This is a genomic window from Rhodopila sp., from assembly GCF_035548235.1.
Classification (GTDB): Bacteria; Pseudomonadota; Alphaproteobacteria; order Acetobacterales; family Acetobacteraceae; genus Rhodopila.
Window position 1 is genome coordinate 1 of the sequence record NZ_DASZTJ010000026.1, and the last position, 19,443, is coordinate 19,443.

The window sequence follows — 19,443 nt, forward strand, 5'->3', positions numbered from 1 at the left end:
GCGATGACGCTGACGATCGACCTGCCGCGCCCGCGCCGGATGAGCATACGCGAGATGCCGGAATTCGCCCATTACTGCGCGGAAATCCGAACCCTGTTCGGTGAGATGGGACTGCTGAAGGATGAATGAGCCAACGCGATCCTGGTCCCGGCACGTCGTCTCCGTAGCAACGATCTTGGCGCTGTTCGCCGTGTGGCAGGTCGTCGTCGACGTGCTGCATGTGCGGACGCTGATCCTGCCCAGTCCGCTTTCCATCCTGCGGGCGCTGGCGGACCAGCCGGCCTGGTTCCTCCAGGAAGGACTTTACACCCTCGGCACCACCCTGGCCGGCTTCGCCCTGGCGGTCGCCGTCGGGATCGTCCTGGCGATCCTGATCGTGGAGGTCAGGCTGCTGGAAAACACCCTCTATGTGCTGATCGTCGCCTGCAACAGCGTGCCGAAAGTGGCGATCGCGCCGCTGTTCGTCATCTGGCTGGGCACTGGCGTCGGACCGAAGGTCGCGATCGCCTTCCTGATCGCGTTTTTTCCGATCGTGATCGATACCGTCCTGGGCCTCAAATCCGTCTCGCGCGACATGCTGGACCTGGCGGCCACGATGCATGGCGGGCGGCTGGACCTGTTCTGGCGCATCCGCCTGCCTTCCGCGCTGCCCAGCGTCTTCGCGGGTATGAAAGTGGGCATCTCGCTGGCGCTGGTCGGGGCGATCGTCGGGGAGTTCGTCGCCTCCGACCACGGCCTGGGCTATATCATCCTGACCGCACAGGGCACGTTCGAGACCGCGCAGATCTTCGCCGCCAACCTGCTGCTGGGCGTGGCGGGGATCGTGCTGTTCGGGATCATGGCGCTGGCGGAACGCCGCCTGCTGCCCTGGCACGCGTCCCAGCGGCAAGAAGCCTGACGCGACGGAAAACGGCCCTGGACGGAGCATGCGGCCACAGTCCCGGCTTGGCCGTCGGCCCGTAACACGGCACAATGCCCCGACAACGACAAACGGAGCCTCCGTCCATGGCCCATCGCGGCTTGACCTTCGGTATCTTCCTCGCCCCCTTCCACCGGCTGGGCGAGAACCCGACGCTTGCCATCAACCGCGACGTGGAGCTGATCCAGTGGCTGGATTACCTCGGCTATGACGAAGCCTGGGTCGGCGAGCACCATTCCGCCGGGTGGGAACTGATCGCCTCGCCCGAGTTGATCATCGCCGCGGCGGCGGAGAAGACGAAGCACATCAAGCTGGGGTCGGGCGTGACCTCCCTGCCCTATCACCACCCGTTCCTGGTGGCGCAGCGCTGGGTGCAGCTCGATCACATGACGCGCGGCCGGGCGATGCTGGGCTGCGGGCCGGGCGCGCTGACGTCGGACGCGTATATGCTGGGCATCCAGCCGGCCACGCAGCGCCCGCGGATGCTGGAGGCGATGGATGCCATCATGCGCCTGCTGCAGATGGACGGCCGCGTCACCATGAAGACCGACTGGTTCGAGATGAACGATGCGCGGCTGCACCTGGCCCCCTACTCGGACCCGCATTTCGAGATCGCGGTTGCCTCCACCATCACGCCGTTCGGCATGATCGCCGCCGGCACGCATGGCGTGGGCGTGCTGTCGATCGGCGCCGGCCTGCCGGGCGGGCCGGAAGCGCTGGCGGCGCAATGGAAGATCGCCGAGGACGCCGCCGCCAAGGCCGGCAAGACCGTCAGCCGCAAGAAATGGCGCGTGGTGGTCAATGCCCATATCGCCGAGGACGACGAGCAGGCGCTGGACGAGGTGCGCAAGGGCGAGCGCAACGAGACCGTGACCTATTTCGAGGACACGCTGGGCCGGCCGCCGGGCCGCTCCGACGATCCGCTGGTCGACGGCGTGAAGAACGGCACCACGCTGGTCGGCTCCCCCGACACGGTCGCCAAGGGCATCCGCCGCCTGCTGGAATACAGCCAGGGCGGCTTCGGCGGCATCCTGTTCCGCGCGCATGAATGGGCGACGCGCGAGCAGACGATGCGGTCCTATGAGCTGTTCGCCCGCTATGTGATGCCGCAGTTCCAAGGATCGCTGGAAGCGCCGATCGGGTCGCGCACCTGGGCGATGGAAAACCGCAAGCAGGTCTTCGGCAACACGCCCGACGCGGTGAAGCGGGCGTTCACCGATTTCGGCGCGGCGGTGCCGGAGGATTTCAAGGCGCGGACGCTGGGGGGACGCGACGTCGGGTGAGGCGCTTGGCGCCGATCCCCGCTTCGGCGGCGTTTCCTGCCGGGAGTGTTTCGGATCGAGCATGATGCCGGCAGGGGCGAGCACCCATGGACGTTTCCCGTCCGGCGGACGTCGTTTCGTCGTCCGCCCTATCGGCCTCAGGGCCTGCTGTACATGTCTTCGATCAGTCCGCGATATTTCTCTCCGACGATGGCTCGGCGGAGCTTCATCATCGGGGTCAACTCCGGATCATCCGGGGCAAGCTTCTCCTCGATCATGCGGAACGACCGGATTTCCACGGAAGCGGACAGCCGGCTGCTGGCCACCGCGATCTCGCGGCGGATCAGGTCACGCACGGGCTCCGCACGCACGAGGGCGCTGTAAGTCGTGAATGCGATGTTGTTCTGCTGCGCCCAGCCTTCCAGCACATCGGGATCCGTCATGACCAGGCAGGCAAGGAATTCACGCTGTTCGCCAAGAACGACGGCGTCGGCGATATAGGGCGATAGTTTCAGTTCACGCTCGATCTCGGTGGCCGTGACGCAGACGCCCGAAACCGTGGTCACCAAGTCCTCGGCGCGTCCCACAACACGCAGGTAGCCGCCTTCCAGGCTTCCGACATCGCCGGTGTGCAGCCACCCGTCCCGCAGCGCCCGGCTTGTCCGCTCGGCATCGTCCCAGTATCCGACGAAGACATGGTCGCCGCGGACCAGGATCTCATTGTCAGGAGCAAGAGCGATTTCGGCATAAGGAACCGGTTTGCCGACGCAGCCCGAACGGATCGCCTCGCGCGGCATCAACGCTGTCAGTCCGCCGCATTCGGTCTGGCCGTAAAACTCCTGCACGTCGAGACCCAGCGCCATCAACCAGCGGACCAGTTCCGGCGATACCGGAGACGCGCCGATCAGTCCCACGCGAAGCCGTACGAGGCCGAGCTCACGCAAGACGTTACCGAGAACGAGCCAGCGGAGCACCCTGGCGTGGAGTGCGGTCCAGGAAGAAGGCGAACGACCCGCCAGGCGCTGTCCGGCTTCCCTGGCGCCGGCGGCCATGGCCCACCGATAGAGCAGGCGCTGCATGAGCCCGGCCGAGGCCGAGGCAACGGTGATGCGGGAATGGAACCGCTCCCACACATGCGGCGGCGCAAGGAAGACGGTCGGTTTCGCTTCCCGGAGATCCTCGGCGACGGTATCGGCGCTCTCGACATAGTTGCTGATGACACCGGAATACAACGAGAGATACAAGCCGAGCACACGCTCGATCGCGTGCGACATCGGCAGAAAGGCCAGGCGCTCGTCCCCTGCCCGCAGGTTCATCAGCTTGGCGGCGTTTCCCACCTGGCACAGAAGATTGTGATGCGTCAGCATCGATCCTTTCGGTGCCCCCGTCGTACCGACCGTATAGATCAGCGTGGCGGTCCGATGCGGATCGAGCGCCGGAAGATCGGCGGAGCCGTCCCGGACACGGCCGAGGAAGGTGTCGAAGCTCTCGCAACCCGGCTCCGACAGGTCCCGGAGGCCCTTCATGTTGAAGATGACGATCCGTTCCAGCTTCGGGCATCGGGGGCGGGCCTGGAGTATCTTGTCGAGCTGCTCTTCATTTTCGGCGAAGACCAGCCGGGCGCCGCAATGCGCGAGGATCTCCGCGGTCAGGTCGGCGTCGGCCGTCGGATAAATCCCGACCGAGACCGCACCGGCTGACAGAACCCCGAGATCGGCGAAAACCCATTGCGGCGTGGTTTCCGAAAGGATGCAAACGCGATCTCCCGGACCGATGCCGCTTGTCCGCAGGCCTTCCGCGACTTGCAGCATCCGCGCGGCAAGTTCGCTCCAGGTCATGGACTTCCAGATGCCACGGTCCTTCCTGCGCAGGATCGTGCGATCCGGGTGCGTCGCGGCGCGGTCAAGCACCAGCGCAGGGATCGTGGCTATCGCCATATCTTCTTTCTCCGCCAGCGACGCTGCCCGCGCACCCCTGCGTCCTTCTGACCGAGATAGAATTCCTTGATATCATCGCTCTCCATCAGGCTGACGCAGTCGCCCTGCACCACGATGCGGCCTGTTTCCAGCACGTAGCCGTAATCTGCCGTCTTCAACGCGATATGCGCATTCTGCTCGACCACCAAAATCGCCACCCCCTGCTCCTGGTTGATGCGGCGAATGATGTCAAAAATCTGCGTGACCAGCAGCGGGGCCAGCCCAAGCGACGGTTCATCGAGCAGGAGCAGGCGCGGGCTGGCCATGAGGGCCCGGCTGATGGCGAGCATTTGCTGCTGGCCGCCGGACAACAGGCCGGCCCGCTGATGCGACCGCTCCTTCAGGACAGGGAAATAGCCGAAACAGATGTCGAGGTCACGCGCGATGCCATCACGGTCGCGGCGCGTATAGGCGCCCGTCATCAGGTTCTCCCGCACCGTCAGCAGCGGGAAGATTTCGCGGCCTTCGGGCACGTGGCAAATGCCCATCCGGACCACTTGATCGGGCGAGGCATTGCGGATGTCCCGGCCCTGAAACCGGATGGAACCTCGTTCTGCGTTCAAAACGCCCGAGATCGTCCGCAGCACGGTCGTCTTGCCGGCGCCGTTCGCACCGAGTACCGCCACGATCTGTCCGGGGTTGACCTGCAGCGAGACGCCGCGAATGGCCTGGATCGGCCCGTAATACGTCTCGACCGCGCCGACCGACAGGAGTGGTTCGGTCATGCCGCCATGTCTCCGCCGATATAGGCACGAACCACATCGGGGTGGGTCTGCACCTCATGCGGCGTGCCCAGTGCCAGGACCTTGCCGTAATTCAAGGCCATGACGCGATCGGACACCTGGCGGACCAGATTCATGTCATGCTCGACCATGATGACGGTGATGCCGAGGTCGTTCTTGATGTCCTCGATCCAGAAACCCATGACCTCGGTTTCTTCGACGTTCAGGCCCGAAGACGGTTCGTCCAGCAGCAAAAGCCGCGGTTCGGTACACAGGGCGCGGCCGAGTTCCACGACCTTGCGCACGCCATAGGGAAGCCCGGCGATCAGGCTGTCGCGATATCGCTCCAACCCGAGAAAAGCGATCACCTCCTCGGCCTTTTCGCGATGGGCGATTTCGTCGCGGCGGGCCGAGGGCAGGAAGACCAGTTGCGACAGCAGGGACGCGCGCACGTGGCAATGGCAGCCGATCAGCAGGTTCTGCAGCACGGTCGCGTTGGAGAACAGCTCGATATTCTGGAAGGTGCGCGCGATGCCCAGGGCGGCGACGCGGTGCGGCGGGACGGCGGTTATGTCCTTGCCGTCGAAGATAAGCCGGCCCGACGTCGGCGTGTAGATACGGCTGATCATGTTGAAGATCGTGGTCTTGCCCGCGCCGTTCGGGCCGATCAACGCGAAGACTTCGCCCTGTTCGATGCCGAAGCTGACATCGTCAACGGCGCGAATTCCTCCGAAACGAACGGAGAGTTGTTCTGCCTGGAACAGCATCACCCGACCCGCTCCGAGCGGGCATAGGATTTCTGCCGCCGGAACGCGGCCCGCCGGCGTAGCGGCGCCGTCTGGAACCAGAGCTTGGTCTTTATCCAGCGGCCGTAGATGCCACCGGGTTCGAACAGGATGCACAGGACGAGGATCAGTCCGAACAAGGAAGGTTCAAGCCCGGGAAGGTGGCCGATGTTGCCGGGCAAGTCGTCGCGCACCAGCGCGATCGCCTGGGGCAGCAGCCGCACGAACACGGCCCCGAGGATGGCGCCCTGCAGGGAGCCGACCCCGCCGACGAAGACGATCGTCAGAAACTGCACCGACAACAGGATATCGAAGCTGTCCGGTGCGAGGAAATTGACGTATTGCGCGAAAAGTCCGCCGGCCAGGCCGGTGATGCCGGCCGAGATCGCAAAGGCGATGGTCTTGTAGAGCTTGAGATTGACACCCATGCTCTGGGCAGAGATTTCGCTGTCCCGGATCGCCACCATCGCTCGGCCGAGAGGCGTCCGCAGGATGTTGGCCGAAATCCAGAGCGCGAATACCAGCACAGCCAGCGCCGCGTAATAGACACCGGTCGCACCCTCGATCTCCACCCCCAGGATGCTGGGCGTCGGGACCGCCAATCCGTCGAAGCCATGGGTGACGGCGTCCCATTTCTCCAGCACCGTCGCAACGATCTGTCCGAAAGCCAGGGTGGCGATGGCGAGGTACAGACCGCTCATGCGCAGGGTCGGGATGCCGATGGCGACACCGGCGATGGCGGCCAGCAATCCCGCGGCCGGAAGCGTCACGACGTAGGGCCAGCCGGCGGTGAGCAGGATGGCGTTTGTATAGGCGCCGATACCAAGGAAGGCGGCATGACCGAGATTGACCAGGCCCGTATAGCCGGTCAGCAGCATCAGGCCCACGCCGCCGATCGCGAAGATGAAGACGGCGCCAAGCTCGCCGATATAGAAGGTGCCAAGCAGCATCGGAAGCAACAGCAGGACCAGGAGAAGCAGGCCGTACCAGAACAGGTCGCCATGGTGGCGCCAGATCGTGAGGTCTTGCGTGTAACTTGTTTTGAAGATGTGGCGCATGGGCTAAACTCGCTTGACCACGCGCTGCGAAAACAAACCCTGCGGCAGCAGGATCAGCGTACCGAGCAGGACCACGTTCGACGTGACGTCCTGAAAACCGGCAGGCAGGTAGAAGCCGGCGAGTTGTTCGGCGACGCCTATGGTGACACCGCCGATCAGTGCCCCCGGGATACTGCCGAAGCCACCCAGGACGGCGGCGGCGAATGCCTTGATGCCGAGGAATCCCATGTTCACGTCGATCATGGACACCGGAACGAGCAGGATGGCGGCGGCGGCCGAAACGCCCGCGCTGATCGCCCAGATCAGCGAGAAGATCGTCCGGACAGGGATTCCCATATAGTAAGCGGCAAGCTGGTTTTGTGAGGCGGCCTGCATCGCGATCCCCAGCCGCGTATGGCTGAAAAACAGGTACAGGATCACGCAAAGCAGGACCGTGCCGCCGATGATGGAAAGGCTGTCGTACCCCAGCACAAGACTGCCGAGGTGGATGGTTTTATTGGTAAAGGGTGTGACGAACCCGACCGAATCGTAGCCCCACGTGATGCCCGCGACGGCTCGGAAAATGAAGCCCAGGCCGAGCGTGAGCATGACCACCGCGAACTGCGGCTGCCCGATGACCCGTCGGATGACGATCATATCGAGCAAAAACCCGAACGCGGCGGTTATTGCGATCGCGCACACCGCGGCGAGCCAGTAGTTGAACCCGAACCAGGTGACAAGGCTGAAGGCCACGAAGCCGCCCAGCATCAGGATGTCGCCTTGGGCGAAGTTGACGAGTTCGGTCGCCTTGTAAATAAGAACGAAGCCGAGCGCGATCAGTCCGTAGATGCAGCCACCCGCGGCACCGTTGACGATCAGCTCTAGCAGGCGCAAAGCGTCGCCCACGGCTGGAGGCCCCCCTTTCTGCTGGGCTCTGGCGGCCCCCTACGATGCGGCACGATAGCCACAGGGATTAAGGGGCGTCAATCCAGGGCAACCTTACTTGCATTCCAACGAGAATGGCTGTTTTTTACCGGCCAGGCTTGGTGCAACCCGCCAGGCCGGGGAGGAAAACAATGAATAATCGCTTCGGAATGCCATCGTGCTGGCTGACGCGTCTGCTGGCCGCGAGTTCGCTGAGCCTGACGCTTACCGGTGCAATCATCGGGACTGCATCGGCTCAAGGCGGCCCCACGCAAGGCGTGACAGATACGGAAATCGTTATTGGAACCACGACAGACCTGTCCGGCGTCACGGCCGTGCAAGGCGTCAACAATAGCGACGCGATCCGCATGGCCTTCGACGAGGCGAATGCCAAGGGCGGCGTGAACGGGCGAAAGATACGCTACGTGGTGGAGGACTCGCAGTACACGGTGCCTCGGGCCGTTCAGGGCATGAACAAGTTGTTGAACGAGGACAAGATCTTCTTCGCCCTGGCGGACGGCGGTACGCCGATGAACGACGCCGAGATGCCGATGCAGTTGAAAAAGAACGTGCCGAACGTCTTTCCGCTGACCGCCGCCCGGTCGATGTATCAACCGTTCAACCGCCTGAAGTTTGGCCAGTTCGCGTCCTATTACGACGAGATGCGCTCGGGCGTTAAGTATTTTGTCGAGCAGAAGCACGACAAGAAGATCTGCGCGATGTATCAGGATTCGGACTTCGGCCGCGACGTGCTGGCAGGCATACAGGCTGAAGCGAAGGCGCTGGGCCTGCAGGTCATTGCCACCACCGCCCATCATCCGACCGATACGGACTTCAGCGCCAGCCTCACGAAATTGCGTGATGCGGGCTGCGACTTCGTCGGCATGGGAACGATCGTGCGCGATACCAACCTGATCATATCGACAGCCCAGAAGATGGGCTGGCACCCGGATTTCGTCGGGCAATTCGCGTCCTATGATCCGGCGGTCGCGTCCCTGCCGGGCGGCGCGACGGAGGGATTCTACAGCATGACGCCGGCGCTGTACGCTTATCCGGACGATCCGCGGCCAGACGTCCAGGCCTTTGTGAAGGCGTTCAAGGCACGCTATGGAATCGATCCGAATTTCCATGGCGAGCAGGGCTGGACAGCCGCGCAGTTCGTCTTGCTGGCGCTACAGAAGGCAGGGCGCAACCTGACGGTCGACAGCTTCATCTCGGCCATGGAGGGCATCAAGGACTTCAAGCCAATCTTCGGCGGCAGCCTGAGCCTGGGACCGGACAACCATCAGGCTTCCAATGCGTCCTTCCTGGCGGTTGTCCGGAAGGGCCGCTGGGTGCCGGTCATGGACCAGGCCTTGAGCTACTGAATATCCCCGCAACATCGACACTTTACGAACCAACGGTTTCCGCTCGGGTTGACGACAGCACGGCGAGTCGTCGCCCGGCGTGACCTGCACCTGAATCGGGATCTCGCGGGAGAGAACCCGGCCCTTTATCAGGTTTCAATGGCAATCAATGGCGTGGCGTATTCCCGCTATGGGAACGCCGTACAAACCAGCGCTATTGCCCGTAATGCAGGATGACCACGTCTTCCTCGTTGTGATGAAACCGTACCCGGAACGAGGGGTTGGAGCCCGGCTGCCGGTCCATCCAGCCCTGGTAGAGTCCTTCCAGCGCGGGAATAAGCCAGTAGCCAGGCGGATCGCCCGCCGAGCCGATGGTCGGCACCCCGAGATGGGCGATCAGGACGCAGTGATCCGCCTCGCTCAAGGTCATCCGTACGCCGCCCCAGCCGATCTCGGCCAGCGCCGCGTTCATCTCAAGCTCCAACGCCTCCAGCGAGGCAACCGAGGGAAGGCCAAGCAGGGCTGCCATCTGCTGGCCGGCGCCGCGCAACAGCTCCGCCGAACGGTCCGGCCCCGCCTTCGCATCCAGCTCGATGGCCAGGCCACGAAGAAACACCCGCCAGACGGCCATGTTGCCCCGCGCATGCGCCGCACTGCCTTGCTGTGCGATCCAGGGGATGTTCACCGAGTGCCTCCGTCAAAGATATAGCGAGCATAAAGCTTGGCGACGGTCTCGCTCCAGTCGCCGGCATGCTGGTAATGCGCCTCGCCGCCCAAGATGAATGAGCCGTTGACATGGTACTCTATAGACCCCTCCGCCCCTCCCACCAGGCCCGACGCGCTCTTGCTCGGATAGCCGGTCGTCACCGGGGTGCTGCTGCTCGATGCCAATGCCAGGACCGCGTCCTGCCGCGCGGGATCGGTTGGGAACAAAGGCGAGGCATGTTCATTGTAAGTCTGGTAGCCAACCGACCCCCCGATGGACCATGTCAGGTCGTCGCCATGAGACGTGTAGTGTATCGGCAGAAGGGTCGCGAAGTAGGACTGGGGGCTGAAATAACCACCTTGGCCCAAGGTGAAGAAACGAAGGTTCTTGTCGTACGCGAAATATACGGTATCCAGCCCAAGGCGGACGTCTTCGTGATCGCCGCGCCAGACCGGAAAGGACCCGCCGGCTCCAAATTCGTATTCATGATTTTCTTCGACGTTCGTGCCGTCCAGAACCGCGTAACCTCCACCGACGTAGAAATTGGCATCCCGCAGCGATATTTCGAGCTGGGCATGGCCGCGCGTACGGGTCACGCCGCCCCAGGCTATGCCGGTCGTGGGATCCTTGGTGCCGGCATAGGACAAGACACTGTCGGTGACAGCCCGCCGCTCACCCGTGAGACGCAGCCGAACGTTGTCGCTCAGCTTGGGGGAAAGCTCGATGCCGCCAAGCAGGTTCTGCTCCTGGAACCCGATCGGCGACGAGCCGACATCCGCCTTCAGCCATCCCAGTTGGTAAGCAAGCGAGAGCCCCACGCCTTCGGCGTGCTGGCTGCCGGGCGTCTGGCTGCCAGGGAAGACGCCGGTGCCGAAACTGGCTTGGCTCTGGGCGTCCCCCGGGATCGACCCGGCCGAGAGGAACGTGGGCGTAGCGCTCGCGGTCAGGACGCCGCGGCCGAGAGGTCGTGCCATCAAGGTGGTTGGCAAACTGATTTCATCCAGGCGATCGAGCCCGCTCGTGCCGGTACGGCTGCGATAGGACGGCCCAAACGTGATCTTCGGCGCCAGTTCCTCGTTCAGCGAGGCCATCTGCCGGTCGATATCCTGCAACGTCGGATCAACTGGCGCAGCGCTGACAGAGATCGTCGGCACGTCCGGTCCAGGACGGACGGAGGCATCGTTGCGCCGGAAAGGATTGGACGATATCGGCATTGGATCGGGGGCTGCCTGATCGGTCAGGTATCCCGGCACGGACTGCGGCGCGGTGGCCTGGTCGGCACCGATTTCCTGCCGGCGCAGTGACTGCGCATGCTTCAGGTCATCATAGGCGCGGCGAGGATTGCCGCGGGCACGGTCAAGCGTGGCCGAGAGCATCCAGCTACGAGGGTCCTCCGGCGCCGTTGCCAGGGCCCCCTGCACGAGCGTTGACGCCCGCGTCCAATCGGACACCGCGATCGCAGCGTCCAGCGCCGCCCGGCGCGCTTCGAAGTTGTTCGGGTCCTTTGCCAAGACCGCATCGCTGATCGCCAGGGCCCGGCGCGGTTGGTCAGCCGCCGCGAACAACCGGCTGACCGCAAGGTTGAGCTCGGGGTTCGACGGGTCCCGTTCCAAAGCCGGCGCAAGCACGTCGTATGCGTCGGCTTGGCGGTGCTGTTCATTCAGCGCATCCGCCTCGCGGATCGCCACGCCGGCCCGCAGCCGGTTCAGCGCCGATCGTTGATCGGGCGTCAGGCCCGCGCTGCCGTCCAGAGACTGGATCAGCACCTGGGCCGCCCTCTCGTCGCCGGCCTGCAGCAGCACGCCCGCATACGCGATGCGCTGCGCCGACGTCGGATTCGGCGTTGCCGCCTGGGCGGTGGTCAACGCCTCGCGCGCACCGGCCGGATAGTTCATCTGAAGGAAAGCGCGTGCGACGGCCACGCCGCGGCTTCCGTCCGGATCCGGCTGTGCCGCCAAGGTCAGCAGCTTGGAGCGCGCTGCCGCGGGACTTATGCCGCTCAAGCCAACGGCATCGCGGATCTCGCTCTGCAGCTTGGCCTGGGCCAGCAAGCCGCGCATCTCCGACGTTCGCGCAGCGGCGGGGAGACGATTGATCAGGGCGACGGCGTCCGATGGCCGGTTGTCCTCGGCAGCGAACATGGCTGCCGCCCGGAGAGCGTCGACGGAAGGGTTGGGGGCGGTCGTGAGGTCCGACATCACCTGCCGCGCCTCCGCCCGCCGCCCGTTCGCCGCAAGGGCACGGGCCAGGTCCAAGCGTATCCACGGATCCGTGGGGTCCGCTGCGGAGGCCGCGCGCAGCAATGCTTCCTTGGCCGCCGGGTCCGTAACGGTGCTCGCCTGTTGGCGCAACGCATCCGCGCGGATGCGTCCTACCAAACGCGCATTGCCGCCGGTTTGCGCGCGATCGAAGAGCGCCTCGGCCTCGGCCGCCTTGCCCTCGCGGTTCAGCGTCTGCGCGAGGCCCACCAGGGCATCGCCATTGTTCGGCTGACGAGCCAGCACGCCGCGATATTGCACTTCGGCATCCGCAAGGCGACCGCGGCGCGCCAGCACATCGGCCAGCATCAGCTGCGCCCCCGTAACGTCCCCGCCGCGGGCGATGATGGCGCGAAGCTGCCGCTCCGCCGCATCATATTGGCCGTGCTGCACCGCAGCCCGTGCCGCGGCGTAATCCTCGCCCACGCTGGCACCCTGGAGCGCCTGCTCCCACCGCTCCTTATGCAGCGGGTCGGCCGCGATCGCGCGAGACAAAAGCGTCCGCGCCTCATCGACCTTCCCCTGCCGCAGCCGCACGAGGCCAAGGCCGCCAAGTGCGTCGGCGTCTTGCGGATTTTGCGCAAGCACGCGCTGAAACGAATCGTCCGCATCGCTCAGGTGGCCGGCGTTCAGCGCGGCGAAGCCGGCACTGCGTCTCTTCGCGGCCTCATCAGCCGGCGTGCTGGGCGGGTTCTTTGCCTGGTCCAGCTTCCCGGCGATCTGCCGGTCATCGGGATGGACGCCGAGCCAGGCCTGATAGTCGGGAATGCTTGCGGAATCGACGGGCAGCCAGTCCAGCGCCTGCCGCCATGCCTTGTTGGCTGCCGCAGCCATGGCGGGACTGCGAGCCAGCATCGCAAGGCGCCGGATGCCTTCGGGGCGCGTCTGCTCCCGATACGTCAGCAACTCCGCATAAGCCAATTGCGCCGATAGATCGGCCGGGTCAGTCGTCACGACTTGGGCAAGGCCCGATCGGGCCGAGGCCCAGCCGCCCTCCGTCCCGGCCAGCGTCGTATAGTATTCCACCGCCAGGCTTCTAGGCGGCTCGCCCTGGAAAAGCCCTCGATAGCGGGCGATGGCTTCAGCGTTGTGACCCTCCTGCGCCAGCCGGCGAGCCTCCGCGAGGCCGTTGGCGTCGATGCTCCCGACGCGGATAGCCTGCTCGATCCTCGGGATGCGAGGATCATCGGGGCGAAGCCGGCGCAGCTTCGCCAGGTTCTCCTGCGCGCGCGCACGGTCCCCGCGAGACGCTTCGATCTGCGCCAGCAGCGCGATCGCGTCGGTGTTTTCAGGGGAAACCGATAAAAGCCGGCTCAGCGATCGTTCGGCGTCGTCGGGCCGATTTTGAGCATACCAGAAGTTGGCCTGGTCGAGCAGCACCTGGATCGCCGGGCCGGCCGCCGGAGACTGAGCGGCAACGCGGGTCGTGGACTGGGCTTCAGCCTGACGTTCCCACGCCAGCGAGGTTGTCGTCGCCACAAGGAGAGCGGTCAGCGCCACGCTGCGACACGGCATGATCTACCCCTTCGTTGCGCCAGGATGGCGACTGCGCCGGCTGGCACGCCAACGCACAAGGCGATGCAGACAAATCCCCAATGCAGACGCGGCAATGATCATGGCGGCAATGATCGCGCCTGGCCGGTCCTCCAGCCACCATTCCGGCCAAAGCCAGAATGGCAGGTAACCCACGGTATAGGTCGATCCGGCGCGATAGCTGGTCATTTGACCCCCGGAAAGAATCGCAAGATCGCCTTGGATGTGGGGCACGAGCTTGGGGTCGTTCATCGCGTCGACCATCGAATTGAGGGCCTGCGGCGACCCGCCGAGAATGGCCACGAGCGAGCGGTCGGAACTGTTTGGCGCCTGGGCCCCGATCATCACGGCACTCTGTTCCCCCAGCGGCGCGGCAAGCGCCGCACCCGCTCGGTTTCGTTCTGTTTCCGTATTGTCTCCGAACAGGCGCCAGATCCCGGAAAGCATGGTCGGCAGCTCCACCCGAAGACTATTGCCCTCCACCTTGTAGGGACTGCGACGCAGCAGGTCAGCGGCCGGTCCCAACCGGCTCAGAGTACCGATCAGCAGAATGTCCTTGTTGCTGATCGCATTGGCCTCGGACGGCCGCAGTACGGACACGCGATTGACCGGCAGGCCCGTCAGCGCCGCAATGTTCCCCATCAAGTCGAGAAACGCAGTCAATTCGACGGTATTAGGCTGCTGCGGCAAGACCACGGCGGTGTCCGAGAGGTCAGCCATGCGCGTGAAGGGAAACCCTGCGCTCACAAAGAATGCAAGGTTGGGGAGCTGGGTGAAGTGATAGGCGCTCGACAGGTCGATCGTCGAATCCGGATCCACCGCCAGATGCAGATCTTCCGGAATTGCCGTGCAATCGCCGCGATGCAGGGGACGAGCGTCGAAATAGAGCTGCAGATCATTTTGGCCGAATACGTCGTAGAGCGGGATCGCCGTTGCGCCACGTCTCACCTGGGGGGTCATCCCCAGCTCGTGCTCCACCCAGTCCCAGATCCTGTCCGGCGGGGCCAGCGAATAGCTGTGCAGAAAAATTCCGTTGATGCTGACATCGAGCCGAGAAGCCGCAACGTCGACAACCGGTCCGGGTGGTGCGCGGAAACGGATCATTGCCTTGAATGGGCGCCGGCGCCACGTGTAGAGGTCAGGCGCCGTGTGAAACGGGACGTGAAACGTGCCGGGGACGTATCCCGTGCCCTGCAGCGTGGACGCATCGACCAGTTCGCCAAACCGAACTGGCCGGTCCGTCGTAATCCAGTCCGGAGCATCATATGGCTTGCGCGGCGGCAAGGCATCGAGCGTCGCCGATGTGGAGCTTCCGCTGAGGATCCGGCTCCCCCGAGATAGCGTGTCGGCAGCCGCGATCGCCTCGGCCCCCGTGCGACCGGCGATCACCAGGATCGTGCCCAGCGGATCGTTGGGGTTGGGCACTTCGGCGATGAGGGGACCTTGGGGCGCCGGAAGCGCGATGCCCGCCGGCATCTCATGGCCAACCACGATCAGCACCGCATTGCCGTCTTGCGGGGGTTCGCGCGTCACCGGAAACTGCGCCGTGCGGAAGTCCGCCAGCTTGCCGAACCACGAGGCGGTGATGGCTGCCGCCTCCAGCGCCTCATTACTCGAATTGTCCGCGAGGATGAAAGGCAGCGACAGCTTCTGGCGTATGTTCTCGTCGAAAAACGGACGCGGCAGGCGCGCCAGGTCCCGCCGGGGCGGCAAGCGCGCAATGGTCAGGGTCAGGGTCGAGCGGTCGGAAATCGTGGACCACAGCAGGCCCGAAAGCGGATCGTTGCAGTCCTGCGTGTAACGACCGGTGAAGCGGAAGTTCAGGCGGTTGCGGTCCTGAAAAAAGACCGGGTTGATCGACATCTCCAGGGGACCGAATTCCGGCTTGGAAGCGGTCACCGGGATCGTGCCGACATACTGCTCGTTCAACGTCACCGTCACGTTGGAAACGTCAGGAATAAGCGAAGGCGACATGGCGCCGCTGAGGGACAAGTGCGCCTCGGTCACCACCTCGTCTCTGGCAATGCCGAACTGCAGTCCCTGGATGGTGCTGGTGCCGCGCATGGTCATCGGGCCGAGCGCGCCAAGCTGTCGAAGGGTGAAGACTTCGGTGCGCGTGCTGCCCTGCGCGCCGGACGGAAGCTGGAACGGCGCCGCCGACCCTCCGAACGGCGCCTGCGCGGCGCCCGGCGATCCATTTGGCTGCGCCCCCTGCCCCGCATTGCCGGCCGGACTTGCCACGCCACCTGGCGGGGGATTGCTTGCCGGAGCGCCGGTGACCGGCGGCAAGGGCACGGACGGGATCGGCTGCGCCGCCGGGCCCTGCGCTGAAGCACGCGTTGCCAAAAGACACAGCAATGCGCCGGCGATGAGCGCGCCGGGACGCGGCCGCAAAACCATGGTCTGGCGGCCAAGGGTGCCGCTGGCAGCCCCGACGGGCGCGGTAGCAGGTGCCGGCAGGTCCCCGCTGCTCAAGGCCTGGCCTCGCCGACGGAACAGGCCCCTGATGCTGACGAGAACGGTCCACAAGCTGCGCAGCGGCCGATCCAGCGGATAATTGCTCCAATCGACCCAAGCGTCCGCACGCCCGAAGACGACGCGGATCACGCGGCTTTCCTCGGCGATAGTCCGCGCCTCCCAGGAGACCTGAAGCAACCGCTCTTCCCAGCGCTCGATCTTGGCCGGCAGTATCATCCGCTCGCCGCTCAGCGCGAACTCGATGTCAACCGGCAAGGGCAAGCGCAATTCGTCTGGCCGCTCCAACGCGAAGGCGGCACCGCCCAAGGACAGGTTCCGACTGGTCGCCGCCAGCGTCCGTCCGTCGGGAAGCCAGACGACCACCGGCAATCGAGTGGTGATGCGGGCACGGTTGCGAATTTGCCGCGTTTCCCGGCCAACCGCGAGCGCAGCCAGCACAATCAGCAGCGACAGACTCACCCAGACCGAGTTCAGCAGGTAAGCCTGAAACTCGAGCCGGGTCGTATGAACGAGAAGCAACCCGTAAAGGCCGCGCAGCAGGCCGATGCCAAGCACGCCGGCAAGGATCAGGTTCGGGTAGACCGCCCCCATGTCGAAGTAGCCTTTGCTGAGCAGCCCGCCTTTGTCCGTCACATTGAACCGTCCACGGCGAGGGCTGACCATCGTGACCACGGTGATTCTCACCAGGAACAGGGCCAGCACCGTTTCGTAGATCTCGCTCCAGAACGAATGGCGCCAGTTCCCCTGGATACGGGCATTGGTCGCCACCGAGTGGAAGATGTGCGGCAGCGCATAGGCAATGATCGCAAGCGGTGACGCGGCGATGATGTTCTGGCCCAGCAGCAGGAAGCAGAGCGGCGACGTCAGGAAGACGACGCGCGGCACGGCGAACATGAAATGCATCATTGCGTTGACGTAGCATATGCGCTGCCCGACGGTCAGGCCGCGCCCGAACACGGGATTGTCGAGCCGCAGGATCTGCAGCATCCCGCGCGCCCAGCGAACGCGCTGGCCGATGTGCAGAATAAGTCGCTCCGTCGCGAGCCCGGCAGCCAACGGCAGCCGCAAGTAGCAGGACTGCCAGCCCTTGCGGTGAAGCTTCAGGGCGGTGTGGGCGTCCTCCGTCACCGTTTCGGTGGCAAAACCGCCGATCGTTTGCAGCGCGGCACGCCGAATGACGGCACAGGAGCCGCAGAAGAAGGAGGCGTTCCAAAAGTCGTTGCCGTCCTGGATCAGGCCGTAGAACAGGTTGCCCTCGGCAGGGACCCGTGTTCCGGCCGCGAGGTTTCTTTGGAACGGGTCCGGCGAGTAGAAGTGGTGCGGCGTTTGAATGAACGCCATGCGCTTATCGTGTACCAGCCAGCCCATGGTCATTTGCAGGAACGCACGCGTCGGCACGTGGTCGCAGTCGAAAACGGCGACGAACTCGCCGTCGGTGACCTTCATGGCGTGGTTGAGGTTACCCGCTTTCGCATGATTGTTGTCAGGGCGGATAATGTATCCGGCGCCGCAACTCGCCGCGAAGTCTCGGAACGCGCGGCGGCGTCCGTCATCAAGGATATAGACCTTCAGCTTGTCGGGCGGCCAATCGACCGCCATGGCCGCCAGCACCGTGGCGCGCACGATCGACAAGTCTTCATTGTAGGTCGGGACGTAAATGTCGACACTCGGCCAGTCCGCCGGGTCTTCAGGCAGCGGCAGCGGCTTGCGATCAAGAGGCCAGACCGTCTGGATATAACCCAGCGCCAAGACAAGAATCGCATAGGCTTCGGCCAGCGCCAGCCCGGTCCCGAGGACTCCCTGGAGTACTGTGTTGAACTCCAGCGTCTCGGTGAACCGCCAAACGATGTAGCGCAGCGACACGACCGCCGACAGCATCGTCAGAAAGAGGGTCATTCCCCGCCCGGGCCGCCGATTGCAGACCAGAAACACGGCGGCGGTGATGACGGCGAGGACCGCCTGATCGATCGGCCTGACGATACTGGTCGCGGCAGCGAGCGCCAAGGCAATGCCCACCACCCCAAACGACGCGACAACCAGCCAGTGGATGCCGCGCGGCGTATCGGCTTCAGCCATCGTAAGGCGGTGAAGAAATCGTTTCATATGGCCATGACCGCCCGCAGATAGGTGGAAAGCGTTTGGCCAATCGCACTGATGTCCTGGCAGGCTTTCGAACCGGGCGCATAGTCGGAAAGAAGCTTCTGCGCGGCAATCGCCTCAACCACGTGCTCGTCGCGGTAGACCAGGCCAAGCAATCGGTCACCAAGCCGTTTGCTGGTGGCATCGCCGATAACGCTGCCAAGCCGCGTGCGCGGATCGAACTGGTTAAGGATGAAACGGATGGCATCGGGCGGCACCTGCTCCTGCTCGCTTGCGATGCGGCCGTCCTCCAGCGTGGGGATCACCGACGCGGAGCTGGGGTCCGTGGTCAGGACGATGATCATCAGATTGATCCGCGGCAGGAGTGCGGCAAGCATTGGCGACGGACCAGGCGGCGTATCGACCACAAGGCAGATCCCCGGCGTCATCAGCAGCGGGTCCAGTGCGCGCAGCAATATCTCGGGATGGCTGGCGATGGCGGCGCCGAGGTCGACCGTCTCCCGCATGCCGGCCGCACCGTAGGGCAGGAGCGACACGCCGGACGGCGTCTCGACCACGTAGTCCCGCCAGTTAGGCTGCTGGGCGATCAGGCGCGAGAAGCCGGCGTCCCTTTCCAGCGGCACGCCGAAATGCAGCCGCAGCGTGTTCTGAGGATCGAGATCAAGCGCGACGACGGGGAAACCGGCTCTGCTCAATTCGCCAGCAATGTTTGCGGCCAGTGTCGTTTTTCCGACGCCGCCCTTTGGCGACGTGAAACAAATCATGGTCATCGTTGGATGTGCGTCGGCCGCGCCATCGGGGCAGGTGCGGGCCGTCCCTCTGTAGCTGTCCGCCGGGGCGGAATCACGTTGGCAAACGGAGCGATTCGAACAGGTCCTCAAGTTGCGTAGGCGTTTCCACGCGAAGAGCCGCTTGCGGCTCGCTTGCCCCGGTCAATGTACGAAATACCTCGGTGAGGGAAGTGCCGGCCGGAGCCCGCGCGCCGGACGATGCGGAAGCGGGCGTCCTGGCGGAGGGCGCAAAGAAAGGCGTCCTGGCGGACTGGTCGCCGGCAGCCGGACGGGACGGCGCCGGCGACCATGCCGAACCACTGCGACCGGCGGTCGCCGCCGGCTGGGACACCGAAGGGCGTGCGCGCGCAGGGGGGTCCGAAACCTGACGCCATCGCTGTTCCTGCGATCGCTCCTCACGCCAATCCAGTGCCTGCACAGGTGGTGCGCGTCTATCCGGTGAAGACGGAGTCCGCATCCCGCCCGCTTCGTGGGGAGGCGTTGAAAGTCGTTCGGGTCCGCCCCTCGGCGCGGGCTCGGGCGCCGCCGGCCCGGGCGGCACCGACGCGGCCGGAGGAAGACTGCTGCTGGTCATTTCCGGTAATGCGGCCGCCAGCAATGGGAAGG

12 protein-coding genes are annotated in these 19,443 nt (G+C 64.7%); 3 read left to right on the forward strand and 9 right to left on the reverse strand.

Annotated features, from left to right (window positions below; translation table 11 throughout):
• Positions 1-175 precede the first annotated feature (175 nt).
• Positions 176-898, forward strand: a complete 723-nt coding sequence (locus VHB27_RS01275; protein WP_325596894.1) for an ABC transporter permease — start codon at positions 176-178, stop codon at positions 896-898.
• A 107-nt stretch (positions 899-1,005) separates the two neighbouring features.
• Positions 1,006-2,202 carry an LLM class flavin-dependent oxidoreductase gene (locus VHB27_RS01280; protein WP_325596896.1) on the forward strand — a complete coding sequence of 399 codons (1,197 nt, stop codon included), beginning with the start codon at positions 1,006-1,008 and terminating at the stop codon, positions 2,200-2,202.
• Positions 2,203-2,339: 137 nt separating this feature from the next.
• Here VHB27_RS01280 and VHB27_RS01285 read toward each other — a convergent pair whose 3' ends face one another.
• Genes VHB27_RS01285 through VHB27_RS01305 form a run of 5 tightly spaced genes read right to left on the reverse strand, consistent with a single transcriptional unit; the run spans position 2,340 to position 7,607 of the window.
• Positions 2,340-4,118 (reverse strand): AMP-dependent synthetase/ligase, encoded by a 1,779-nt coding sequence (locus VHB27_RS01285; RefSeq protein ID WP_325596899.1) that lies wholly within the window; start codon positions 4,116-4,118, stop codon positions 2,340-2,342.
• On the reverse strand, positions 4,109-4,882 hold the full coding sequence (locus VHB27_RS01290) for an ABC transporter ATP-binding protein (RefSeq protein WP_325596901.1): 774 nt from the start codon (positions 4,880-4,882) through the stop codon (positions 4,109-4,111). The genes VHB27_RS01285 and VHB27_RS01290 overlap by 10 nt, the downstream gene beginning before the upstream one ends.
• Entirely contained in the window at positions 4,879-5,646 is a 768-nt protein-coding gene (locus VHB27_RS01295; protein WP_325596903.1) for an ABC transporter ATP-binding protein, read from the reverse strand. Before VHB27_RS01295 ends, VHB27_RS01290 begins: the two co-directional genes overlap by 4 nt.
• Complete coding sequence (locus VHB27_RS01300) at positions 5,646-6,722, reverse strand: branched-chain amino acid ABC transporter permease (protein WP_325596905.1); 1,077 nt, start codon at positions 6,720-6,722, stop codon at positions 5,646-5,648. Before VHB27_RS01300 ends, VHB27_RS01295 begins: the two co-directional genes overlap by 1 nt.
• 3 nt (positions 6,723-6,725) lie before the next feature.
• Positions 6,726-7,607 carry a branched-chain amino acid ABC transporter permease gene (locus VHB27_RS01305; RefSeq protein WP_325596907.1) on the reverse strand — a complete coding sequence of 294 codons (882 nt, stop codon included), beginning with the start codon at positions 7,605-7,607 and terminating at the stop codon, positions 6,726-6,728.
• 113 nt (positions 7,608-7,720) lie between these two features.
• On the opposite strand from VHB27_RS01305, the gene VHB27_RS01310 reads away from it, so the two are divergent.
• Entirely contained in the window at positions 7,721-8,992 is a 1,272-nt protein-coding gene (locus VHB27_RS01310) for an ABC transporter substrate-binding protein (RefSeq protein WP_325596910.1), read from the forward strand.
• A gap of 193 nt (positions 8,993-9,185) precedes the next feature.
• Here the strand turns inward: VHB27_RS01310 and bcsD are convergent, their stop codons facing one another.
• The 4 genes from bcsD to bcsQ are packed head-to-tail and all read right to left on the reverse strand — an operon-like array spanning position 9,186 to position 18,816.
• A complete protein-coding gene (gene bcsD / locus VHB27_RS01315) occupies positions 9,186-9,656 on the reverse strand; it encodes a cellulose biosynthesis protein BcsD (protein WP_325596912.1) in 471 nt (156 codons plus the stop codon).
• Positions 9,653-13,435: a cellulose biosynthesis protein BcsC gene (locus VHB27_RS01320; protein WP_325596914.1), complete on the reverse strand. Its 3,783-nt coding sequence runs from the start codon at positions 13,433-13,435 to the stop codon at positions 9,653-9,655. Before VHB27_RS01320 ends, bcsD begins: the two co-directional genes overlap by 4 nt.
• An 18-nt stretch (positions 13,436-13,453) precedes the next feature.
• The gene (gene bcsA, locus VHB27_RS01325) at positions 13,454-18,049 is read right to left on the reverse strand and encodes a UDP-forming cellulose synthase catalytic subunit (RefSeq protein WP_325596916.1); all 4,596 of its coding nucleotides are present in this window, start codon (positions 18,047-18,049) and stop codon (positions 13,454-13,456) included.
• A complete protein-coding gene (gene bcsQ / locus VHB27_RS01330; protein ID WP_325596918.1) occupies positions 18,046-18,816 on the reverse strand; it encodes a cellulose biosynthesis protein BcsQ in 771 nt (256 codons plus the stop codon). Before bcsQ ends, bcsA begins: the two co-directional genes overlap by 4 nt.
• Positions 18,817-19,443 lie beyond the last annotated feature (627 nt).

Excerpts from the sequence above, each read along its gene's own strand:
- VHB27_RS01280 (WP_325596896.1), top strand. The coding sequence starts at position 1,006 with ATGGCCCATCGCGGCTTGACCTTCGGTATCTTCCTCGCCCCCTTCCAC.
- VHB27_RS01285 (WP_325596899.1), bottom strand. The coding sequence starts at position 4,118 with ATGGCGATAGCCACGATCCCTGCGCTGGTGCTTGACCGCGCCGCGACG.
- VHB27_RS01290 (WP_325596901.1), bottom strand. The coding sequence starts at position 4,882 with ATGACCGAACCACTCCTGTCGGTCGGCGCGGTCGAGACGTATTACGGG.
- VHB27_RS01295 (WP_325596903.1), bottom strand. The coding sequence starts at position 5,646 with ATGCTGTTCCAGGCAGAACAACTCTCCGTTCGTTTCGGAGGAATTCGC.
- VHB27_RS01300 (WP_325596905.1), bottom strand. The coding sequence starts at position 6,722 with ATGCGCCACATCTTCAAAACAAGTTACACGCAAGACCTCACGATCTGG.
- VHB27_RS01310 (WP_325596910.1), top strand. The coding sequence starts at position 7,721 with ATGGCTGTTTTTTACCGGCCAGGCTTGGTGCAACCCGCCAGGCCGGGG.
- bcsA (WP_325596916.1), bottom strand. The coding sequence starts at position 18,049 with ATGAAACGATTTCTTCACCGCCTTACGATGGCTGAAGCCGATACGCCG.
- bcsQ (WP_325596918.1), bottom strand. The coding sequence starts at position 18,816 with ATGACCATGATTTGTTTCACGTCGCCAAAGGGCGGCGTCGGAAAAACG.